Source organism: Methyloradius palustris, from assembly GCF_019703875.1.
Classification (GTDB): domain Bacteria; phylum Pseudomonadota; class Gammaproteobacteria; order Burkholderiales; family Methylophilaceae; genus Methyloradius; species Methyloradius palustris.
Map to the genome: position 1 here is coordinate 1,336,267 of NZ_AP024110.1, position 15,963 is coordinate 1,352,229.

The following is a 15,963-nucleotide window of genomic DNA, read 5'->3' on the forward strand; positions in this document are numbered from 1 at the left end:
TTCGTTGACAAACCCAGTTACTTCATCATCACAGATAATTTTGCGATGCGAATGCTGGCTGGCGGATGTGAGTCATAAAACGCTGAATGCAGCGGGTCTGGTGTCAGTGTCGACGCATTGTCACGATACAGCTTCACCAAAGCCTCAATCAAGTGGTGTGCATCTGCATTTTGTGCAGCATAAGCATCTGCTTCAAATTCATTTTTTCTTGAATAGCTAGCCATCAATGGGCGCAAGAAAAACATGAACACCGGAGAAACCAACATGAACAGCAGTAAAGCCATGTAATTGCTTGGCTCAGTTACGCCCAGACCGTTATAAAACCAGGCTTGTTGCTGCAGCCAACCAAGCAAGGCAAGGCCGACAAAACTCATGAAGAACATGATCGCGATGCGTTTGATGACATGCTTATGCTTGAAGTGGCCAAGCTCGTGAGCTAATACGGCTTCGATTTCATCTGCATCCAATCTTTCCAGTAAGGTATCGAAAAATACAACACGCTTGCTTGAGCCAAAGCCCGTGAAATAGGCATTGCCATGGCTGCTGCGGGTCGAACCATCCATTACAAACAGGCCTTGTGATTTAAAGCCGCATTTTTTTAGTAATGATTCAATGCGGCTTTTTAGCGATTCATCAGACAGCGGTGTGAATTTGTTGAATAGAGGCGCGATGAATGTAGGGGCGATTGCTTGCATGAAAATGCTGAAGCCAATCAGCAATGCCCATAGGTAAAACCACCAGTTTGTGCCAGCGCTTTTCATCAGCCACAAGGCTGCAAAGAGTAGCGGTACGCCAATAACGAGAAACAGTAGATTGCCTTTGAGAATATCGATAAAAAATAACTTTGGCGTCATTTTATTAAAACCAAAACGCGCATCTACCACAAAAGATTTGTAGTAATCAAAAGGTAATTCAACAAGGCTGCTAATGAACAAGACGCTCAAGATCACAAACGCCCCACGCAAGACTTCCTGCTCAGGCAATGCCATACGCCAAGCACTGTCAATCAATTGCAAGCCGCCGCCTATTGTGAGTACCAGTAATAGGATGGTCTGAACCAGACCTTCAGTCAGGCCCAGTCTTGTTTTTGCGGATGAATAGTCAGCCGCTTTTTGATGAGCTTCTAGCGTAATATTTTGATCAAAAGCTTTAGGCACAGCTTGCCTATGTGCTTGCATAAAGCTGATATGCCGATTACCCAGCCAGATTTTGGTCAAGGTTGTTATGACTAATAAGCTTATAAATACTATGGTAAGGGTAGGTGTCATCATCATTCTTATTTTCGGTTAAACTAGTATGTTAATAGAAGCCTTAATCTATTTAAGGTTCACCAACATTCGCTCAACAGCATATTTTAATGGAAATCATTATGTCACAAGATAACAACAACCTCATCTGGCTAGATATGGAAATGAGCGGCTTACTGCCAGATACCGATAGAATTATTGAGCTGGCAGCAGTAGTGACCGATGCTAACTTGAATGTGCTTGGTGAATCTCCTGTGCTAGTTGTGCACCAAAGTGATGCGGTTCTGGATGGCATGGATGCCTGGAATAAAGGTACGCATGGTCGTTCAGGGCTAATTGATAAAGTGAAAACATCAACATTAGATGAAGCTGCTGCTTCACAAATCATGATCGATTTTCTGAAACCATTTGTAGGCGCTGGCAAATCGCCGATGTGCGGTAATTCTATCTGCCAAGATAGACGCTTCATGGCGCGTTACATGCCAGAGCTAGAAGCTTTTTTCCATTATCGTAATCTGGACGTCAGCGTATTCAAAGAGCTGGCAAGACGCTGGAAACCTACAGTTTATTCAGGGTTCAAGAAAGCCAGTAAACATGAGGCACTGGCTGATATCTATGAATCGATTGATGAGCTTAAATACTATCGCGAGCACTTCATTAAGCTTGATTGATTACTGCCTGATTTTGCCCGTGAGTGAGTTGCGGGCAAAAAAGTGGGTGCAATAAATGCACCCTAAGGGAGGAGAAGTAAAGCTTTTGAGAAAGCTCGTTAGTACATAAGCAGTTAATATGCCAACTTTTAGATTTATTTAAGTGTTTGTAGGTTAATTGAAGCAGATGACAGCTTCATGAAAAACTGATTTTTTAATGGCAACATTTGGCCTTGCGGATTAAGGCTGACCTAGCAGTTGTTTGTACAATTCCAGGTATTTGTGTGCACTTTCTTTCCAGCTTAAGTCCTTCTTCATTCCGTTGCGCTGTATTTGTTTCCATACCGTTTTATCTTTGTAATAGTACAAACTACGTAATGCTGAAGATAAAAGGTGCTGTGGACTCACACCTTGCATCACAAAGCCAGTGGCAGATTTTGATTCGACAGTGCTGTCGTTGGTGTCGGTGATTGAATCTGCCAATCCGCCTGTCTTGGTAACAATTGAAGGCGTTCCATAACGTAAACCATACATTTGGTTTAAACCACATGGCTCGAAGCGCGAAGGCATCATAAAGATATCTGCCCCCGCCATGATCTGATGCGACAGCTCTTCGTTATAACCTATAGTCACGCTCACATCTTCTGGGTAGCGAGTAGCCAAGCGCCTGAAGCCAGTTTGTAGTTCACGTTCACCACTGCCAAGCACAGCAAACTGTACTCTGTGTTTCAATAGTTCATCTGCGACTGCCAGCACCATATCAAGACCTTTTTGATTGGTGAGCCTGCTTACAATGCCAAATAATGGCACTGGCGCTTCTTGCCGCAAGCCAAGGCGCTTTTGTAGTGCTTGCTTCACTACATCTTTATTGGCAAGGTTTTTTGCGTTGTATGTTTTAACCAAGTGCGGGTCGGTAGCGGGGTTCCATTCTTCAGTTTCAATCCCATTCAGAATGCCATGCACTTCATGGCGCCTTGATCTCAGCAGGCCTTGCATGCCAAAGCCATAAGCTTCAGTCTGAATCTCATCAGCATAGGTTGGGCTCACCGTAGTAATCATATTGGCGTAATAGATACCAGCTTTGAGGAAGGACATCTGCCCATAAAACTCCATGCCATGCATCTGGTAGCTTTGCGCTGGCAAATTGAGCTTGGCTACCCAATCAGGCGAAAAGCAACCTTGAAAGGCGATGTTGTGAATGCTGAGCACAGATTTGGCGCATTTCACCCCCATATAGTGCATGTAGGCTGGCGCTAAACCTGTTTGCCAGTCATTGCAATGGACGATATCTGGTATCCAGTCTTTTAGTGGGCTCATACTTGAGCCTAATCTAGCGGCCACGTAAGACAGTATGCCAAATCTGAGGGGATTGTCTGGCCAGTCATGCCCGGCCGTGTCGTTATATGGCCCACCTTCACGCTGGTAGAGGCTTTCATTCACGATGACGATGACATTGATGTTTTTATCAGGCATGCGGCCTTGCATCAGGCGCACGCTACCTATGCCCGGCAAATTTTCCAAGATGGTCAGTGGTTGTAGCTCTACCAGGTTTTTCAATACCGCAGGGTAGCCAGGGATGAGTATTTTGACATCAGCGCCTGATTGGCTGAGTGAGTAGGGGAGAGAGCCGCTCACGTCAGCCAGACCGCCAGTTTTAATCAGTGGATAAGCTTCAGAGCTGACAAATAAAATGCGCAAGGTTGATCTACTTTATTAATGTTGGCTAATACGCTGGAGAAGCGCTTGTGTTAGCAATGTAGTTTAATTTTGAGACTTATCATACTGATGGCTAGCTTGCTAGGCAACTGGGCAAATTGTTCTAATCGCAGTAATTTAGCAATAAAGTCGGAAAAGAATTGATTTGTCAGGCTTTTCTTCTTATAATCACGGGCTTTTCACCACCTTGCTTTACCGCTGTCGCAAGCGGAAAGCTATAATCCAAAAGGAGTACACATGCGACATTATGAAGTAGTTTTTATCGTCCATCCGGACCAGAGCGAGCAAGTGCCTGCGATGATAGAACGTTATCGCACATTGGTTACCGCTAATGGCGGCGCAATTCACCGTCTTGAAGATTGGGGCCGTCGTCAATTGGCTTACCCAATCCAGAAAATCCACAAAGCGCATTACGTGCTCATGAACATTGAAGCCAGCCAAACCGTATTGGATGAACTTGAACATGCATTCAAGTTTAACGATGCGGTTCTACGTCATCTGACACTGGCAACCAAAGAGCCAGCAACTGCGCCTTCACCAATGATGAAAGAAGAGAAATCAAAATCATTGATGGGTAAAGAAGAAGTCGCTGTAGCGGTTGAGGCTGTTTAGTTTTAGTTGATTTTTAGGTGAGCGAGAAGCTGGTGACTAATCAATTAGTCATAACTGGTGAGATTGTGCAAATTGCAGAGTTTCGCTACACACCAGCAGGCATACCAGTGTTAAGTTTTGAAATCAGGCATGTGTCGGAACAGATGGAAGCCGACATGCAGCGCAAAGTGGAATGTGAGATGTCTGTAATCGCGATGGGAAAACTAGCGGAACAGATAAGAAACATAAAACTAGGCGAACTGGTTCAACTGACTGGATTTATGACCAAGCGCAGCCTGAAAAGTACACAACTGACTTTACATTTGAATACATTAGAACGAATTAATTAAAGGATTACTAACATGGCACGTGATATGTTTAAACGCCGCCGCTACTGCCGTTTTTCAGCAGAGGGCATTAAAGAAGTAGATTACAAAGATGTAGATCTGCTTAAAGATTTTATCAACGAAAATGGCAAGATCATTCCTGCGCGTATCACTGGTACAAAAGCAAGATATCAACGTCAGCTAACAACAGCTGTGAAGCGTGCGCGCTTCTTGGCTTTGTTACCATACACTGACAAGCACTAAGGAGATCACCATGCAAATTATTCTGTTAGAAAAAGTAGTGAATTTGGGTAGCCTTGGTGATGTTGTGAAGGTGAAAGACGGATACGGTCGTAACTTTTTGATCCCTCAAGGTAAAGCAAAGCGTGCTACCGAAGCCAATAAGGCTGAGTTCGCAGCGCGTCGCGTAGAACTTGAAAAACAACAAGCTGAGATTTTGGTTTCAGCACAAGCCCGTGGCGAAAAGCTGGCTGGCTTCGTGTTGCAAGTGACACAAAAAGCTGGTGTAGATGGTCGTTTGTTCGGCTCTGTAACTACTGGCGACATTGCTGAAGGCTTAACTGCTAAAGGCTTTGAAGTGGCTAAGGCTGAAGTACGCTTACCAGATGGTCCATTGAAGATTGTTGGTGACCATGCAGTGAGCATTGCCCTGCACCATGACGTAGTGGTAGATGTCACCATTACCGTAATTGGCGAAGCTTAATTATTAAGCTTTGAATTAAAAAAAGGCTGCTTAGGCGGCCTTTTTTATTGCCTGTTTTATTCGTTTTCAAAAACACAAGCATTCAAAACACAAGAATATTGAACCAGTTGTTATAATCGAATTTATGGCAGACGAATCCCTAGATGCATTAAAACTCCCCCCTCATTCAGTAGAAGCTGAGCAATCAGTGCTCGGCGGCTTACTGCTTGAAAATGAAGCGCTGGATAAAGTTGCTGACATTCTGTCGTCAAGCAATTTTTATCGGCACGACCATAGGCTGATATTTGAGCATATTGCTAAGTTGATAGAACGCAATCGGCCGGCAGATATTGTGACTGTCGCAGAGTCGCTGGAAAATGCAGCTGAGCTTTCTGCGGTCGGCGGTATTGCCTATCTCGGCGCATTGGCGCAAAACACACCAACCGCTGCCAATATTCGCCGCTATGCAGAAATCGTGCATGAGCGTGCAGTCATGCGCAAGCTTGTGGAAGTCGGTTCGGATATTGCTGAAAGTGCCTATAGTCCACAAGGGCGTGATGCGCAGCAATTGCTGGATGAAGCAGAAGCCAAGATTTTCCAGATTGCAGAGGGTGGTAAGCGTGCAACGGATGGTTTCATCGACATCAAAGTATTATTGCCACAAGTAGCAGACCGTATTGACCAGCTATTTCAGCGCGATAACCCTAGCGATGTGACAGGTGTTTCGACTGGATATACCGACCTTGATTCAAAGACATCTGGCTTCCAGCCTGGCGATTTGATCATTGTGGCTGGTCGACCCTCTATGGGTAAAACTGCTTTCTCACTGAATATTGCCGAGAATGTAGCGTTGGATAGTGGTTTGCCCGTAGCCGTATTCTCTATGGAAATGGCTGCCACACAGCTTGCTATGCGGATGATAGGTTCCGTAGGGCGCTTGGATCAGCACCGCATGCGTACTGGGCGCCTTGAAGATGAAGACTGGATCAAGCTGACTACCGCGCTTGGCCGCTTGAATGAGGCGCCTATCTTTATAGATGAGGGCGCAGGTTTAAGCTCATTTGACGTGCGCGCCAGGGCACGTAGATTACATCGCCAGTGTGGCAAGTTAGGCTTGATTGTTGTCGATTACTTGCAGTTGATGTCAGCACCTTCTGGTCGCCAGGGTGAAAATCGGGCTACTGAAATCTCTGAAATTTCTCGCTCACTTAAAGCATTGGCCAAAGAGCTGGATGTGCCAGTAGTAGCGCTTTCACAGCTTAACCGGAGCGTTGAGCAACGCCCTGATAAACGACCTGTGATGTCTGACTTGCGTGAATCCGGTGCGATTGAGCAGGATGCAGACTTGATCCTCTTTATTTACCGCGATCAGGTATATAACCCGGATAGTGAAGATAAAGGTACGGCTGAAATCATCATCGCCAAGCAGCGTAATGGCCCTATTGGTATGGTCAGACTATCATTCCTCGGCGAACACACGCGCTTTGAGAACTACGCCTCTGGTTCTGGCTACGATCATTAATTGCGCATGCGGCCAATTCTAGCCACAATTCATCTTGACGCTCTGCGCCATAATCTGGCGATTGTTAAAAAGATTGCTCCAAAGTCCAATGTCATGGCTGTCGTCAAAGCTAATGCGTATGGGCATGGCTTGTTGCGCGTGGCGAAGGGGCTAGCTGAAACAGATGGCTTTGCCGTACTTGGTATCAATGAAGCCATCAGCCTGCGCGAGGCAGGATACAAGCAAACAATTATGCTGTTGGAAGGCGTGTTTGAGGCAGACGAGTTGGAATTGGCCGCTCAGTGGGCTTTAAGCATTGTGGTACATAATGAACAGCAGATGGCAATACTTGAAAATGTAGTACTTTCACAGCCCATAGAAATTTTCCTGAAAATGAATACGGGCATGAATCGCCTTGGATTTAGGCCTCAAGTATATGCGACACAAATCCAGCGTTTATCAAAATTAGCGAATGTTAAGAACATAGTCATGATGACGCACTTCGCCGCTGCAGATGAAGATAGCGGCATTTCCGAAGCGTTAGCCAAATTCCATGAAGCAACCCAAACCTTTAGTTACCAGACATCCGTGGCTAACTCCGCTGCCTTGCTACGCTATCCAGAAAGTCATACGGACTGGGTTCGTCCAGGCATCATGCTGTATGGCGCTACTCCAGTTTCTGGTCAGGCAGCAACAAGTTTTGGTCTGAAACCTGCAATGCAACTGACTACCGAGATTATTGCCGTACAGACTTTACAAGCGGGCGAGAGTGTTGGCTACGGCCACACATTTACGGCAAAAGAATTGACGCGAGTGGGCATTGTCGCCTGCGGCTATGCAGATGGGTATCCCCGCCACGCGCCAAGTGGCACGCCAATTGCGATCAATGGCAAAGTCACCAAGACATTGGGCCGTGTTTCCATGGATATGTTGTTTGCTGACATTAGCGACATTCTAGAAGCTGATGTTGGCAGTGCTGTTGAATTATGGGGCGCGCAGGTTACTGTTGATGCAGTAGCCGAAGCCTCTGGCACAGTTGGTTATGAATTGTTGTGTGCCGTGGCTCCACGTGTACCTTTTGAGGTGATTGAAACGCATGGCTAAAGCAAAGACGATCTATACCTGCACCGAATGCGGCGGACAATCGCCCAAATGGCAAGGTCAATGCCCAAGTTGCATGGCCTGGAATACCTTGGTGGAGACGATTGCAGAGGCGCCTACCGTTAATCGCTATGCCTCTTTAGCGCCCACCGCTGGCTTACAGAAGCTATCAGAGGTTGAAGCTGCGGAAATTCTACGGCAACCTACAGGTATTAGTGAGTTTGATCGTGTGCTTGGTGGTGGGCTTGTACCAGGCGGCGTTGTTTTAATTGGCGGTGATCCAGGAATTGGTAAGTCCACATTGCTGCTGCAAACGCTCTGCCATGTGGGCAAGCAACGCAAAGCCCTATATGTGAGTGGTGAAGAATCTCCACAACAGATTGCCATGCGTGCTAGGCGGCTGGAGTTGGATGCAAGCCCAGTAGAATTGCTGGCCGAAATCCAGCTTGAAAAAATTCTGACCGTACTACAAACGCATAAGCCTGATATTGCCGTGATTGATTCGATTCAAACGGTATATTCGGAGTTATTGCAGTCTGCGCCTGGCTCTGTGGCACAGGTGCGCGAGTGCTCGGCGCAGCTTACGCGTGCTGCCAAGCAGTTAGGGATTACGGTTATATTGGTTGGCCACGTTACCAAAGAAGGTTCGCTGGCTGGGCCACGTGTACTTGAGCATATCGTTGATACCGTCCTCTATTTCGAGGGTGATCAGAACTCCAGTTTTCGATTGATACGCGCTTTCAAGAATCGCTTTGGCGCAGTCAATGAACTGGGCGTGTTTGCCATGACAGAGAAAGGTTTGCGCGAAGTCAGCAATCCATCAGCCTTATTTTTATCGCATCACGCGGAGCAGGTCGCTGGTTCTTGCATTACGGTAACGCAAGAGGGTACCAGGCCGTTACTCATTGAGATTCAGGCGCTAGTGGACGAAGCCCATGCGCCTAATCCTAAACGCTTGTGTGTAGGGCTTGAGCAAAACCGATTGGCCATGTTGTTGGCAGTGCTGCATCGCCATGCTGGCGTGGCCTGTTTCGATCAGGATGTATTTATTAACGCAGTTGGTGGGGTCAAGATAGCGGAGCCAGCAGTCGATTTGGCTGTGCTTTTATCTATCGTTTCTTCTTTAAAAAACAAATCACTAGATAACAAACTTGTTGTATTTGGTGAGGTTGGATTGGCGGGGGAAGTACGCCCTGTTCAACGTGGGCAAGAGCGCCTTAAAGAAGCCGCAAAACTGGGGTTTACCAAGGCTATTGTGCCTAAAGCCAATGCGCCCAAGCAGCCTATCAAAGGGATCGAAGTGATTGGTGTAGAACGTCTGGAAGAAGCTTTAAACCACTTACGGAATCATTAACTACTTCAAAGACCTACTTCAAACCTTGCGCTCAGACAGAAGGTTTAACCTCAAGCTGGTTGGCAGCAAGCTTCAGGCTTTTTGCTTCAAATATCTTACCGCTGATCCCTTTGCCATCTTTACCCATTAAAAAGTGATAAATCGGCATTGCGCTCTTGGTTTCTGGCAGGTCGTCATGCACCTCACCAGGGTGTGATTTCTTGCGTTGCGGTGTTTGAATTGCACCTGGGATTACCGTATTGAGCCGCAAATATGGAAATTTCTCTAACTCTGATGCCCATATTTTCATCATGTAATCGGCTGCGTGTTTACTGATGGCATGCATGCCCCAGTAAGCTGTTGGTTTGTTAGCGGCACTAGTGGATGTGAAAATTACAGAGGCGTCTGGCGATTCTTTCAAAAGTGGCAAACAGGCTTTAGTCATGGCGAATGGTGCGCTGACGTTGACGCGCATCATGCGTTCTAGCTGTTTGGTAGTTTGAATTTCCAGTGGGCTTAAATTATCAAAATGCGTGGCGTTATGCAAAATACCATCTAGGCGGCCTAATTGCTTGTAGATGGCCTCGGCCATGTTGGCATATTCCTGCTCCTCGGCTTTGTCGAAATCCATTACAAAGATGATAGGCTCGGGTGAATTTTGCACCAGAATTTCATCATAAACTTTTTCGAGTTTATCTAGTTTTCTGCCGACCAGAATCACAGTCGCGCCTTCTGCCGCAAAGCTTAGCGCGGCTACTCGGCCTAAGCCTTGACCAGCGCCCGTGACCATGATCACACGCTCTTGTAAATGCTGTGGTTTATGTTTATAGCTGGAAGTAGGGTATTTAACGGCGCGGGTGCTCAGCATGATCTGACTTTAGATAAGAGTAATACGATTAGACGGAAATGGTGTTGGTATGCTGAATGACAGCAATGCCTTGGCTAGGCAGTAAAAGCTCAATGCAAAAACCGAAAATTGCGATAAAAATACTGACGAAAAAGGCAGTCCAAAAGCCTGATAGCTTAAAGCCACTTACTAGTTTGGCTACGAGCATGATCATCAATGCGTTAACTATCAGGATGAAGAATCCCAAGGTCAGCAATGTTAAAGGAAATGTCAGTACAAGCATTATTGGCCGAATAATAGCGTTCACAAAACCAAGTAGCAGCGCGGAGATAAACAGTGAAGAACGGCTTGAGAATTTAACGCCTTTGAATATAAAGCTGGCAACCCACAAAGACAGGCTCATGATGGCCCAATGGATTAAAAAGTCAGATAAAGCAGGGCTCATTGCGTGCTACCGATAATGTAATTCGCACATTGTACGCCGCTACGGATAGCGCCCTCAATAGTAGCGGGGTAATCGCCAGCAGTGTAGTCACCAGCCAGATATAAATTAGGAATAACCGTGACTTGGTGCGGACGCAGGATATTGGCTTCACAAGAGAATGTAGCGCGTTTTTCAGCAATCACCTTATGCCACAAGGGTTGACCTAAATGTGGAAACGCAGCTGCCAGTTCATCAGCGACTGCAATGGCCAAAGCCTCTTGTGTAATCGCTTGATGCGATCCTTCAGCACTGACCACTACTGCTAGCAGACCTTGCTGGCCATATAGTTGACCACGATCAAATACCCATTGGCTGATGCCACCCGTTAATCCCTGCATTGGTGTAGCCAAGCTGGTATTTTCTGCATATTGCAGATAGACGGTATAGATGGGCTGGTAACTTAGTTGCTCAGTAAGTTGCCTACTTTCTGTATATTCACTCAGTTCACTGGTCAGGGTAGATAACCTGAATGGTGAAACCGCCATGACCACATGACTGTATTCAAGGCTTTCGCCCGCATCGGTAATCAAGGCAAAACCAGAGGTCGCTTTCAAAACCTGATTGATAGGCGCATGGGTTTTAACTGCACCGCCTTGTTGTTCGATGTAAGCAGCCAATGGGTCAGCGATGAGCGCAGACAGGTCGCAACGGGGCAGCAGCATGTCGCTATCCTGTTTTTTCCTGGCAAAGCTATCACGCAATACACTGAGGAAGACATTTGCACTGGCTTTGTTCAGCGGCGTATTCAGTGCTGCCAGGCATAAGGGTTCCCATAGTAATTGCACCAATCTGGCAGGCTGTGACTTTCGTGTGAACAGGCTTTCTAGGGTTTCATCATGTAGCAGGGTGAAGTTGGTTAGGCGCATCCAGACCATAAAACGAATCGCGGCAAAACGTTCGCTCCAGGACAATCCTTTTGCGCTTAGCAGGCCTGCCAGTATATGCAATGGTGCAGGCAACAAAGTGCAGGCTTTAAGCTCAAAAGCCCCATGCATAGTGAGTTGCAAAGGCAAGCGCAATAATGCGGTTGCCTCATCTACGCCAGCAAGTTTTAGCAAACACAGAGTTTCGCTGTAAGCGCCGAGCAGAATGTGTTGGCCATTATCCAGGCGCAGACCTTTCCAACTGAGGCCACGGGCACGACCACCCAGATGGGGGCTGGCTTCGTAAAGCGTGACGTTAATCCCGTTCTCTGCCAGTCTGCTTGCTGCGGCTAAACCTGCACAACCGCCACCGATGACGGCAACGCGTGCAGCTAGTTCTTTACCCATGTGATCCAGGCCAGCCATAGTTTACGTAGCGGGGTGAGTGAAGTACGTGAGTTGAGCACTTTTTGCGCACCATCCAGTTTGATTTCATCCAGCACCGCGCGATAGATGGCGGCCATGATCAAGCCTGTGCGCTGGGCTTTGCGGTCTTCCGCTGGCAATTGGTTGAAGGCTTTGTCGTAATAGCTTTCAGCTCTTGCAATCTGAAAGTCGAGTAATTGCTTAACCTTGTCTGATTCGTGTCCCTGCAGGATATCATGCTCGGTAACACTAAATTTCTCTAGCTCTTCCAGCGGTAAATAGATACGGTCACGGCGGGCATCTTCGCCTACATCACGCGTGATATTAGTCAGCTGGAAAGCTAGGCCAAGATCGTGTGCGTAGAGCAGGGTAGCAGGGTTGCTATACCCGAATATGGAGGCTGCAAGGATGCCAACAACGCTAGCAACGCGGTAACAGTAGACTTGCAGTTCGTCAAAATCGACATAACGGCTCTGGTTTAAATCCATCTCCATACCATCGATGATTTCCTGGAAATGCTGTTCTTGCAGCGCGTAACTTTTAACAGGCGTAGCTAGTGCTTTGGTGACGGGATGTTGCGGTTTTCCTGCATAGAGATTACTAATCTCGGCACGCCACCAAGCTAGTTTAGTGCGTGCGATGTCTATATCTTGGCATTCGTCGGCAATATCATCTACTTCGCGACAAAACGCGTAGAGCGCAGTAATCGCCTCGCGCCGCGGTTTTGGAAGAAACATAAAGCTATAGTAAAAACTGGAACCGCTAGCAGCGGCTTTTTGCTGGCAATATTCTTGTGGGGTCATTGGGCGATTATTTATTCATTAGCGTTTAGTGATGGCACGGTAACCCATATACAGCCAATCGCGAGTATTCAGTACAGGCCGTTGGCTGTATATATCGCCACGTGATTTATGGAGTTTATGCAAAATGCGCTCGCCACCCGCAATAATCATGCGCATTTCGAGGCCGATACGGCCTGGTAGCACCAGACCGAGGGGGGCGCCAGATTGCAGTAGGCGGCGCGCGCGATCAATCTCAAATTCCATAAACATGGGCCATGTGCCATGGGTCTCACCATTGGCGATCTGTTTCTCTGTCACTTTATATTTTTCCATTTCATCTAATGGAAAGTAAATGCGATCTTTTTTGTAATCAATGGCGACATCCTGCAGGAAGTTGATGATTTGCAAGGCGCTACAGATGGCATCCCCAAGGCCTATATTGCGGGGCGTTGCGTAGCCATACAAATGGAGAAGCAAGCGGCCAACCGGATTGGCGGAGCGGCGGCAGTAGTCAATGACTTCACCAAAGTTCTGGTAGCGGGATTTCACTACGTCTTGGCTGAATGCATCAAGTAAATCGTAAAAGGGTGCCAGGGGCAGATCGTATTCAGTGACCATGGCTTTAATCGCAGTAAACAAGGCGGATTCACTGGCTTGATTATTGGCGATTTTATCCAGCTCAAGTTTGAAACCATTCAATAATTCCAGGCGTTGCTCAGGTGTTAAATCGCCTTCATCAGCAAAGTCATCGGCTTGCCTGGCAAAGGCGTAAATCAGGCCGATAGGTTTGCGTAATCGCATCGGCAATAAAATAGATGCTACGGGGAAGTTTTCATAATGCGTACTAGCGAGTGCTAGGCTTGCTTGCGTGGCATCTTGATTTGCGGAGTTGGGGCTATTCATAATCGCGATAAGTATGCCATAAAGCTTGCTCCCAAGTTTGCCTGACGATGAGGATTTATCTGAACTTTACGTTACAATTCGGTTCTTTAAAGGTTTAGGAATAAGCATGCTAGGCATTATAGGCGGCACGGGTTTAACCCAATTAGCCAACCTGACGATCACAGGCCGTCAACTCATCCGCACACCGTATGGCGAGCCATCTGGCCCGCTCTTGTTTGGTGAGATGTGTGGTCATCCAGTGATCTTTTTGGCACGCCATGGTAATGGTCATACCATACCGCCACATGCTGTGAACTATCGCGCTAATATGTGGGCATTACAATCTGAAGGCGTGACTGATATCGTCGCTGTAGCCACTGTTGGTGGCATTCATGAGACCTTAAAGCCGAGTACGGTGGTAGTGCCAGATCAGATTATCGATTACACCCATGGCCGTAAAAATACGTTTTACGATGGCGTTGATAAATTGGTAAAACATATCGATTTTACTGAACCTTATAGCGAAAAACTAATAGACTTATGTAAACAGGCCGCTCAGCTAGCCAATGAATCATTAATCGATGGTGGAGTCTATGCCTGTGTGCAAGGCCCTAGGCTAGAAACAGCTGCAGAGATCAATCGGCTTGAACGTGATGGCGCAACGATGGTGGGCATGACAGGGATGCCGGAAGCAGTGTTAGCAAGGGAATTGGAAATCAACTATGCTGCAATTTGCCCTGTAGCCAACTACGCAGCAGGCCGCGGCAACAGCCTGCACGGTATTAAATATGAAGATATAGGCGCTGTGCTGGATGAAACCATGCATCGTGTACGAAACTTAATTGAACAGGTGGTGATTATTTATGGCCATTAAAACTGTATTACGCATGGGCGACCCTATCCTGTTACAAAGAGCGTTGCCTGTTGAATCATTCGACACACCAGAATTACACGCCTTGATTCAGGATATGGAAGATACCATGGCGCATATGGATGGTGCTGGTATCGCAGCGCCTCAGATTGGTGTGAGCTTGCGTGTGGTGATATTTGGCGTAGGCAAGAATCCGCGTTATCCCGATGCTGAGCAGGTGCCTTATACCGTTTTGATTAACCCCATATTAAGCCAAGTGGATAATGAAATGGATGAGGGCTGGGAAGGCTGCCTTTCAGTTCCTGGCATGCGCGGCGTAGTACCGCGGTTTACTAATCTGCGATACACGGGCTTTGACCAGTATGGAAACGTTATAGACCGCACAGTCAGTGGCTTCCATGCACGCGTTGTACAGCATGAATGTGATCATCTGGACGGCATTCTTTACCCAATGCGCATAGAAGATTTACGCACTTTCGGCTTCACTGATGTACTTTTTCCTGACATGGACATAGCCGATGACTGAAATGCTGTGCTAAAATGCTCGCCTTGGAAGTGTGGCCGAGTGGTTGAAGGCACTAGTCTTGAAAACTAGCGAGGGTGAGAGCCCTTCGTGAGTTCGAATCTCACCGCTTCCGCCAAACAAAAAATCTAGTCGAGTTAATCGACTAGATTTTTTTTGTCTAAATTTTCTGCTGGGCAGCATTATTCCTTCCACAGGCCGAATATCGCACAGCGTTTTAATGTCGGTATACTCAGCCTATCAAATTTACCAATCTTAAGTCGTATCCAACAATTTAATTTGGTTGATATTCAATATGAACGCATTGGAAACCACTAAAAGCGAAGCAGTATTATTTCTAACGCACGTTTGGAGTGAAGACTTAGCTAGAAGGTTTATCGCTATCAGGCAGGCTACTATAAATACGATGCAGTGCTATGTACTGGTCGATGCAGCCGATTCTGAAGTGCTGGATTCTTGGCGAAACTACTTAGGTAAATTGGGAATTGGCAGTCATATTTTCCTATTCGACGTTAATCAAATAGAAGCCAGCCTTGGATATGATTGCTTCATTAAAGGGAAGTTAGTTCCTGGGTCTGCGCATTATCCAGTGCTTAATTTTTGGAAGTCATTTAATTACGAGCGTTATTGGGTCATTGAGTTTGATGTGTTGCTTGCTGGTGAGTGGTCTTCTTTTTTTAAATTATTCGAGCACGATCAATCAGACTTACTCTTAAGTCATCTTACAACTTATGAAATGCAGCCAGCCTGGGGTTGGTGGGCTAGTGTTCGGGTGCCATTTAAAATATTAAGCAAAATTTCCAAGGAAGATTATAAGTTTCTACAAAAAGGCTTTTTCCCCATTTATAGAATTTCTCATCAAGCTTTAAGCGCCATTGATTCTGGTCACAGTGAAGGATGGCAAGGGCATTTTGAAGCAGTCTTGCCTACTCTTTTGAATAACAAGCAATTATCTATAAAAGATTTTAACGATGTTGCTGATTTATATTTCAAGGGACCTATTGGACCGAATGACGGCAATCCGCCTTTTTCAAGTTTGCGTTGGCGACCGGAAGTTGAACTCGATGAATTAAACGTATCAGTTGGATTAAAACTTTTTCATCCAGTTAAATCTTAA

18 protein-coding genes and 1 tRNA gene are annotated in these 15,963 nt (G+C 46.5%); 12 read left to right on the forward strand and 7 right to left on the reverse strand.

The window, feature by feature from the left end; genetic code table 11:
* Positions 1–17 precede the first annotated feature (17 nt).
* Positions 18–1,268 (reverse strand): M48 family metallopeptidase, encoded by a 1,251-nt coding sequence (locus tag ZMTM_RS06435; RefSeq protein WP_221765613.1) that lies wholly within the window; start codon positions 1,266–1,268, stop codon positions 18–20.
* 101 nt (positions 1,269–1,369) lie between these two features.
* Here ZMTM_RS06435 and orn point away from each other — a divergent pair, with 101 nt between their 5' ends.
* The gene (gene orn / locus ZMTM_RS06440; protein ID WP_221765448.1) at positions 1,370–1,918 is read left to right on the forward strand and encodes an oligoribonuclease; all 549 of its coding nucleotides are present in this window, start codon (positions 1,370–1,372) and stop codon (positions 1,916–1,918) included.
* A 219-nt stretch (positions 1,919–2,137) separates the two neighbouring features.
* On the opposite strand, the gene glgA is transcribed toward orn, so the two are convergent.
* Complete coding sequence (gene glgA, locus ZMTM_RS06445; RefSeq protein ID WP_221765449.1) at positions 2,138–3,595, reverse strand: glycogen synthase GlgA; 1,458 nt, start codon at positions 3,593–3,595, stop codon at positions 2,138–2,140.
* A 255-nt stretch (positions 3,596–3,850) separates the two neighbouring features.
* Here glgA and rpsF point away from each other — a divergent pair, with 255 nt between their 5' ends.
* The 7 genes from rpsF (at position 3,851) to radA (ending at position 9,189) form a co-directional block, all read left to right on the forward strand.
* Entirely contained in the window at positions 3,851–4,225 is a 375-nt protein-coding gene (gene rpsF / locus ZMTM_RS06450) for a 30S ribosomal protein S6 (RefSeq protein WP_221765450.1), read from the forward strand.
* Positions 4,226–4,257: 32 nt separating this feature from the next.
* On the forward strand, positions 4,258–4,554 hold the full coding sequence (gene priB, locus ZMTM_RS06455; RefSeq protein WP_318840546.1) for a primosomal replication protein N: 297 nt from the start codon (positions 4,258–4,260) through the stop codon (positions 4,552–4,554).
* A 12-nt stretch (positions 4,555–4,566) separates the two neighbouring features.
* Positions 4,567–4,794 carry a 30S ribosomal protein S18 gene (rpsR, locus tag ZMTM_RS06460; protein ID WP_013442287.1) on the forward strand — a complete coding sequence of 76 codons (228 nt, stop codon included), beginning with the start codon at positions 4,567–4,569 and terminating at the stop codon, positions 4,792–4,794.
* 10 nt (positions 4,795–4,804) lie between these two features.
* Entirely contained in the window at positions 4,805–5,254 is a 450-nt protein-coding gene (gene rplI, locus ZMTM_RS06465; RefSeq protein ID WP_221765451.1) for a 50S ribosomal protein L9, read from the forward strand.
* 124 nt (positions 5,255–5,378) lie between these two features.
* The gene (gene dnaB / locus ZMTM_RS06470) at positions 5,379–6,755 is read left to right on the forward strand and encodes a replicative DNA helicase (protein ID WP_221765452.1); all 1,377 of its coding nucleotides are present in this window, start codon (positions 5,379–5,381) and stop codon (positions 6,753–6,755) included.
* A 6-nt stretch (positions 6,756–6,761) separates the two neighbouring features.
* Positions 6,762–7,838: an alanine racemase gene (gene alr / locus ZMTM_RS06475; protein ID WP_221765453.1), complete on the forward strand. Its 1,077-nt coding sequence runs from the start codon at positions 6,762–6,764 to the stop codon at positions 7,836–7,838.
* Positions 7,831–9,189, forward strand: coding sequence for a DNA repair protein RadA (gene radA / locus ZMTM_RS06480; protein ID WP_221765454.1), 1,359 nt, complete (start codon positions 7,831–7,833; stop codon positions 9,187–9,189). The genes alr and radA overlap by 8 nt, the downstream gene beginning before the upstream one ends.
* A gap of 31 nt (positions 9,190–9,220) precedes the next feature.
* Here radA and ZMTM_RS06485 read toward each other — a convergent pair whose 3' ends face one another.
* From ZMTM_RS06485 to hpnC, 5 genes are read right to left on the reverse strand one after another with little or no spacing between them, the layout of a single operon-like run.
* On the reverse strand, positions 9,221–10,036 hold the full coding sequence (locus ZMTM_RS06485; protein ID WP_221765455.1) for an SDR family NAD(P)-dependent oxidoreductase: 816 nt from the start codon (positions 10,034–10,036) through the stop codon (positions 9,221–9,223).
* Between the two features lie 28 nt (positions 10,037–10,064).
* A complete protein-coding gene (locus tag ZMTM_RS06490) occupies positions 10,065–10,460 on the reverse strand; it encodes a phage holin family protein (RefSeq protein WP_221765456.1) in 396 nt (131 codons plus the stop codon).
* Positions 10,457–11,770 carry a hydroxysqualene dehydroxylase HpnE gene (gene hpnE / locus ZMTM_RS06495; RefSeq protein WP_221765457.1) on the reverse strand — a complete coding sequence of 438 codons (1,314 nt, stop codon included), beginning with the start codon at positions 11,768–11,770 and terminating at the stop codon, positions 10,457–10,459. The genes ZMTM_RS06490 and hpnE overlap by 4 nt, the downstream gene beginning before the upstream one ends.
* Complete coding sequence (gene hpnD, locus ZMTM_RS06500) at positions 11,755–12,591, reverse strand: presqualene diphosphate synthase HpnD (RefSeq protein ID WP_221765458.1); 837 nt, start codon at positions 12,589–12,591, stop codon at positions 11,755–11,757. The genes hpnE and hpnD overlap by 16 nt, the downstream gene beginning before the upstream one ends.
* An 18-nt stretch (positions 12,592–12,609) precedes the next feature.
* A complete protein-coding gene (hpnC, locus tag ZMTM_RS06505; RefSeq protein ID WP_221765459.1) occupies positions 12,610–13,473 on the reverse strand; it encodes a squalene synthase HpnC in 864 nt (287 codons plus the stop codon).
* Between the two features lie 106 nt (positions 13,474–13,579).
* Here hpnC and ZMTM_RS06510 point away from each other — a divergent pair, with 106 nt between their 5' ends.
* From ZMTM_RS06510 to ZMTM_RS06525, 4 genes are all read left to right on the forward strand, one after another.
* On the forward strand, positions 13,580–14,326 hold the full coding sequence (locus ZMTM_RS06510; protein ID WP_221765460.1) for an S-methyl-5'-thioinosine phosphorylase: 747 nt from the start codon (positions 13,580–13,582) through the stop codon (positions 14,324–14,326).
* Positions 14,316–14,849 carry a peptide deformylase gene (gene def, locus ZMTM_RS06515; protein WP_221765461.1) on the forward strand — a complete coding sequence of 178 codons (534 nt, stop codon included), beginning with the start codon at positions 14,316–14,318 and terminating at the stop codon, positions 14,847–14,849. The genes ZMTM_RS06510 and def overlap by 11 nt, the downstream gene beginning before the upstream one ends.
* 25 nt (positions 14,850–14,874) lie before the next feature.
* Positions 14,875–14,964: transfer RNA gene (locus ZMTM_RS06520), tRNA-Ser, on the forward strand.
* 177 nt (positions 14,965–15,141) lie between these two features.
* Positions 15,142–15,963: a hypothetical protein gene (locus tag ZMTM_RS06525; RefSeq protein ID WP_221765462.1), complete on the forward strand. Its 822-nt coding sequence runs from the start codon at positions 15,142–15,144 to the stop codon at positions 15,961–15,963.

Bases quoted from the DNA above. Each gene is read 5' to 3' on its own strand.
- ZMTM_RS06435 (WP_221765613.1), bottom strand. From the start codon at position 1,268: ATGACACCTACCCTTACCATAGTATTTATAAGCTTATTAGTCATAACA.
- orn (WP_221765448.1), top strand. From the start codon at position 1,370: ATGTCACAAGATAACAACAACCTCATCTGGCTAGATATGGAAATGAGC.
- rpsF (WP_221765450.1), top strand. From the start codon at position 3,851: ATGCGACATTATGAAGTAGTTTTTATCGTCCATCCGGACCAGAGCGAG.
- rpsR (WP_013442287.1), top strand. From the start codon at position 4,567: ATGGCACGTGATATGTTTAAACGCCGCCGCTACTGCCGTTTTTCAGCA.
- rplI (WP_221765451.1), top strand. From the start codon at position 4,805: ATGCAAATTATTCTGTTAGAAAAAGTAGTGAATTTGGGTAGCCTTGGT.
- dnaB (WP_221765452.1), top strand. From the start codon at position 5,379: ATGGCAGACGAATCCCTAGATGCATTAAAACTCCCCCCTCATTCAGTA.
- alr (WP_221765453.1), top strand. From the start codon at position 6,762: ATGCGGCCAATTCTAGCCACAATTCATCTTGACGCTCTGCGCCATAAT.
- radA (WP_221765454.1), top strand. From the start codon at position 7,831: ATGGCTAAAGCAAAGACGATCTATACCTGCACCGAATGCGGCGGACAA.
- ZMTM_RS06485 (WP_221765455.1), bottom strand. From the start codon at position 10,036: ATGCTGAGCACCCGCGCCGTTAAATACCCTACTTCCAGCTATAAACAT.
- ZMTM_RS06490 (WP_221765456.1), bottom strand. From the start codon at position 10,460: ATGAGCCCTGCTTTATCTGACTTTTTAATCCATTGGGCCATCATGAGC.
- hpnE (WP_221765457.1), bottom strand. From the start codon at position 11,770: ATGGGTAAAGAACTAGCTGCACGCGTTGCCGTCATCGGTGGCGGTTGT.
- hpnD (WP_221765458.1), bottom strand. From the start codon at position 12,591: ATGACCCCACAAGAATATTGCCAGCAAAAAGCCGCTGCTAGCGGTTCC.
- hpnC (WP_221765459.1), bottom strand. From the start codon at position 13,473: ATGAATAGCCCCAACTCCGCAAATCAAGATGCCACGCAAGCAAGCCTA.
- ZMTM_RS06510 (WP_221765460.1), top strand. From the start codon at position 13,580: ATGCTAGGCATTATAGGCGGCACGGGTTTAACCCAATTAGCCAACCTG.
- def (WP_221765461.1), top strand. From the start codon at position 14,316: ATGGCCATTAAAACTGTATTACGCATGGGCGACCCTATCCTGTTACAA.
- ZMTM_RS06525 (WP_221765462.1), top strand. From the start codon at position 15,142: ATGAACGCATTGGAAACCACTAAAAGCGAAGCAGTATTATTTCTAACG.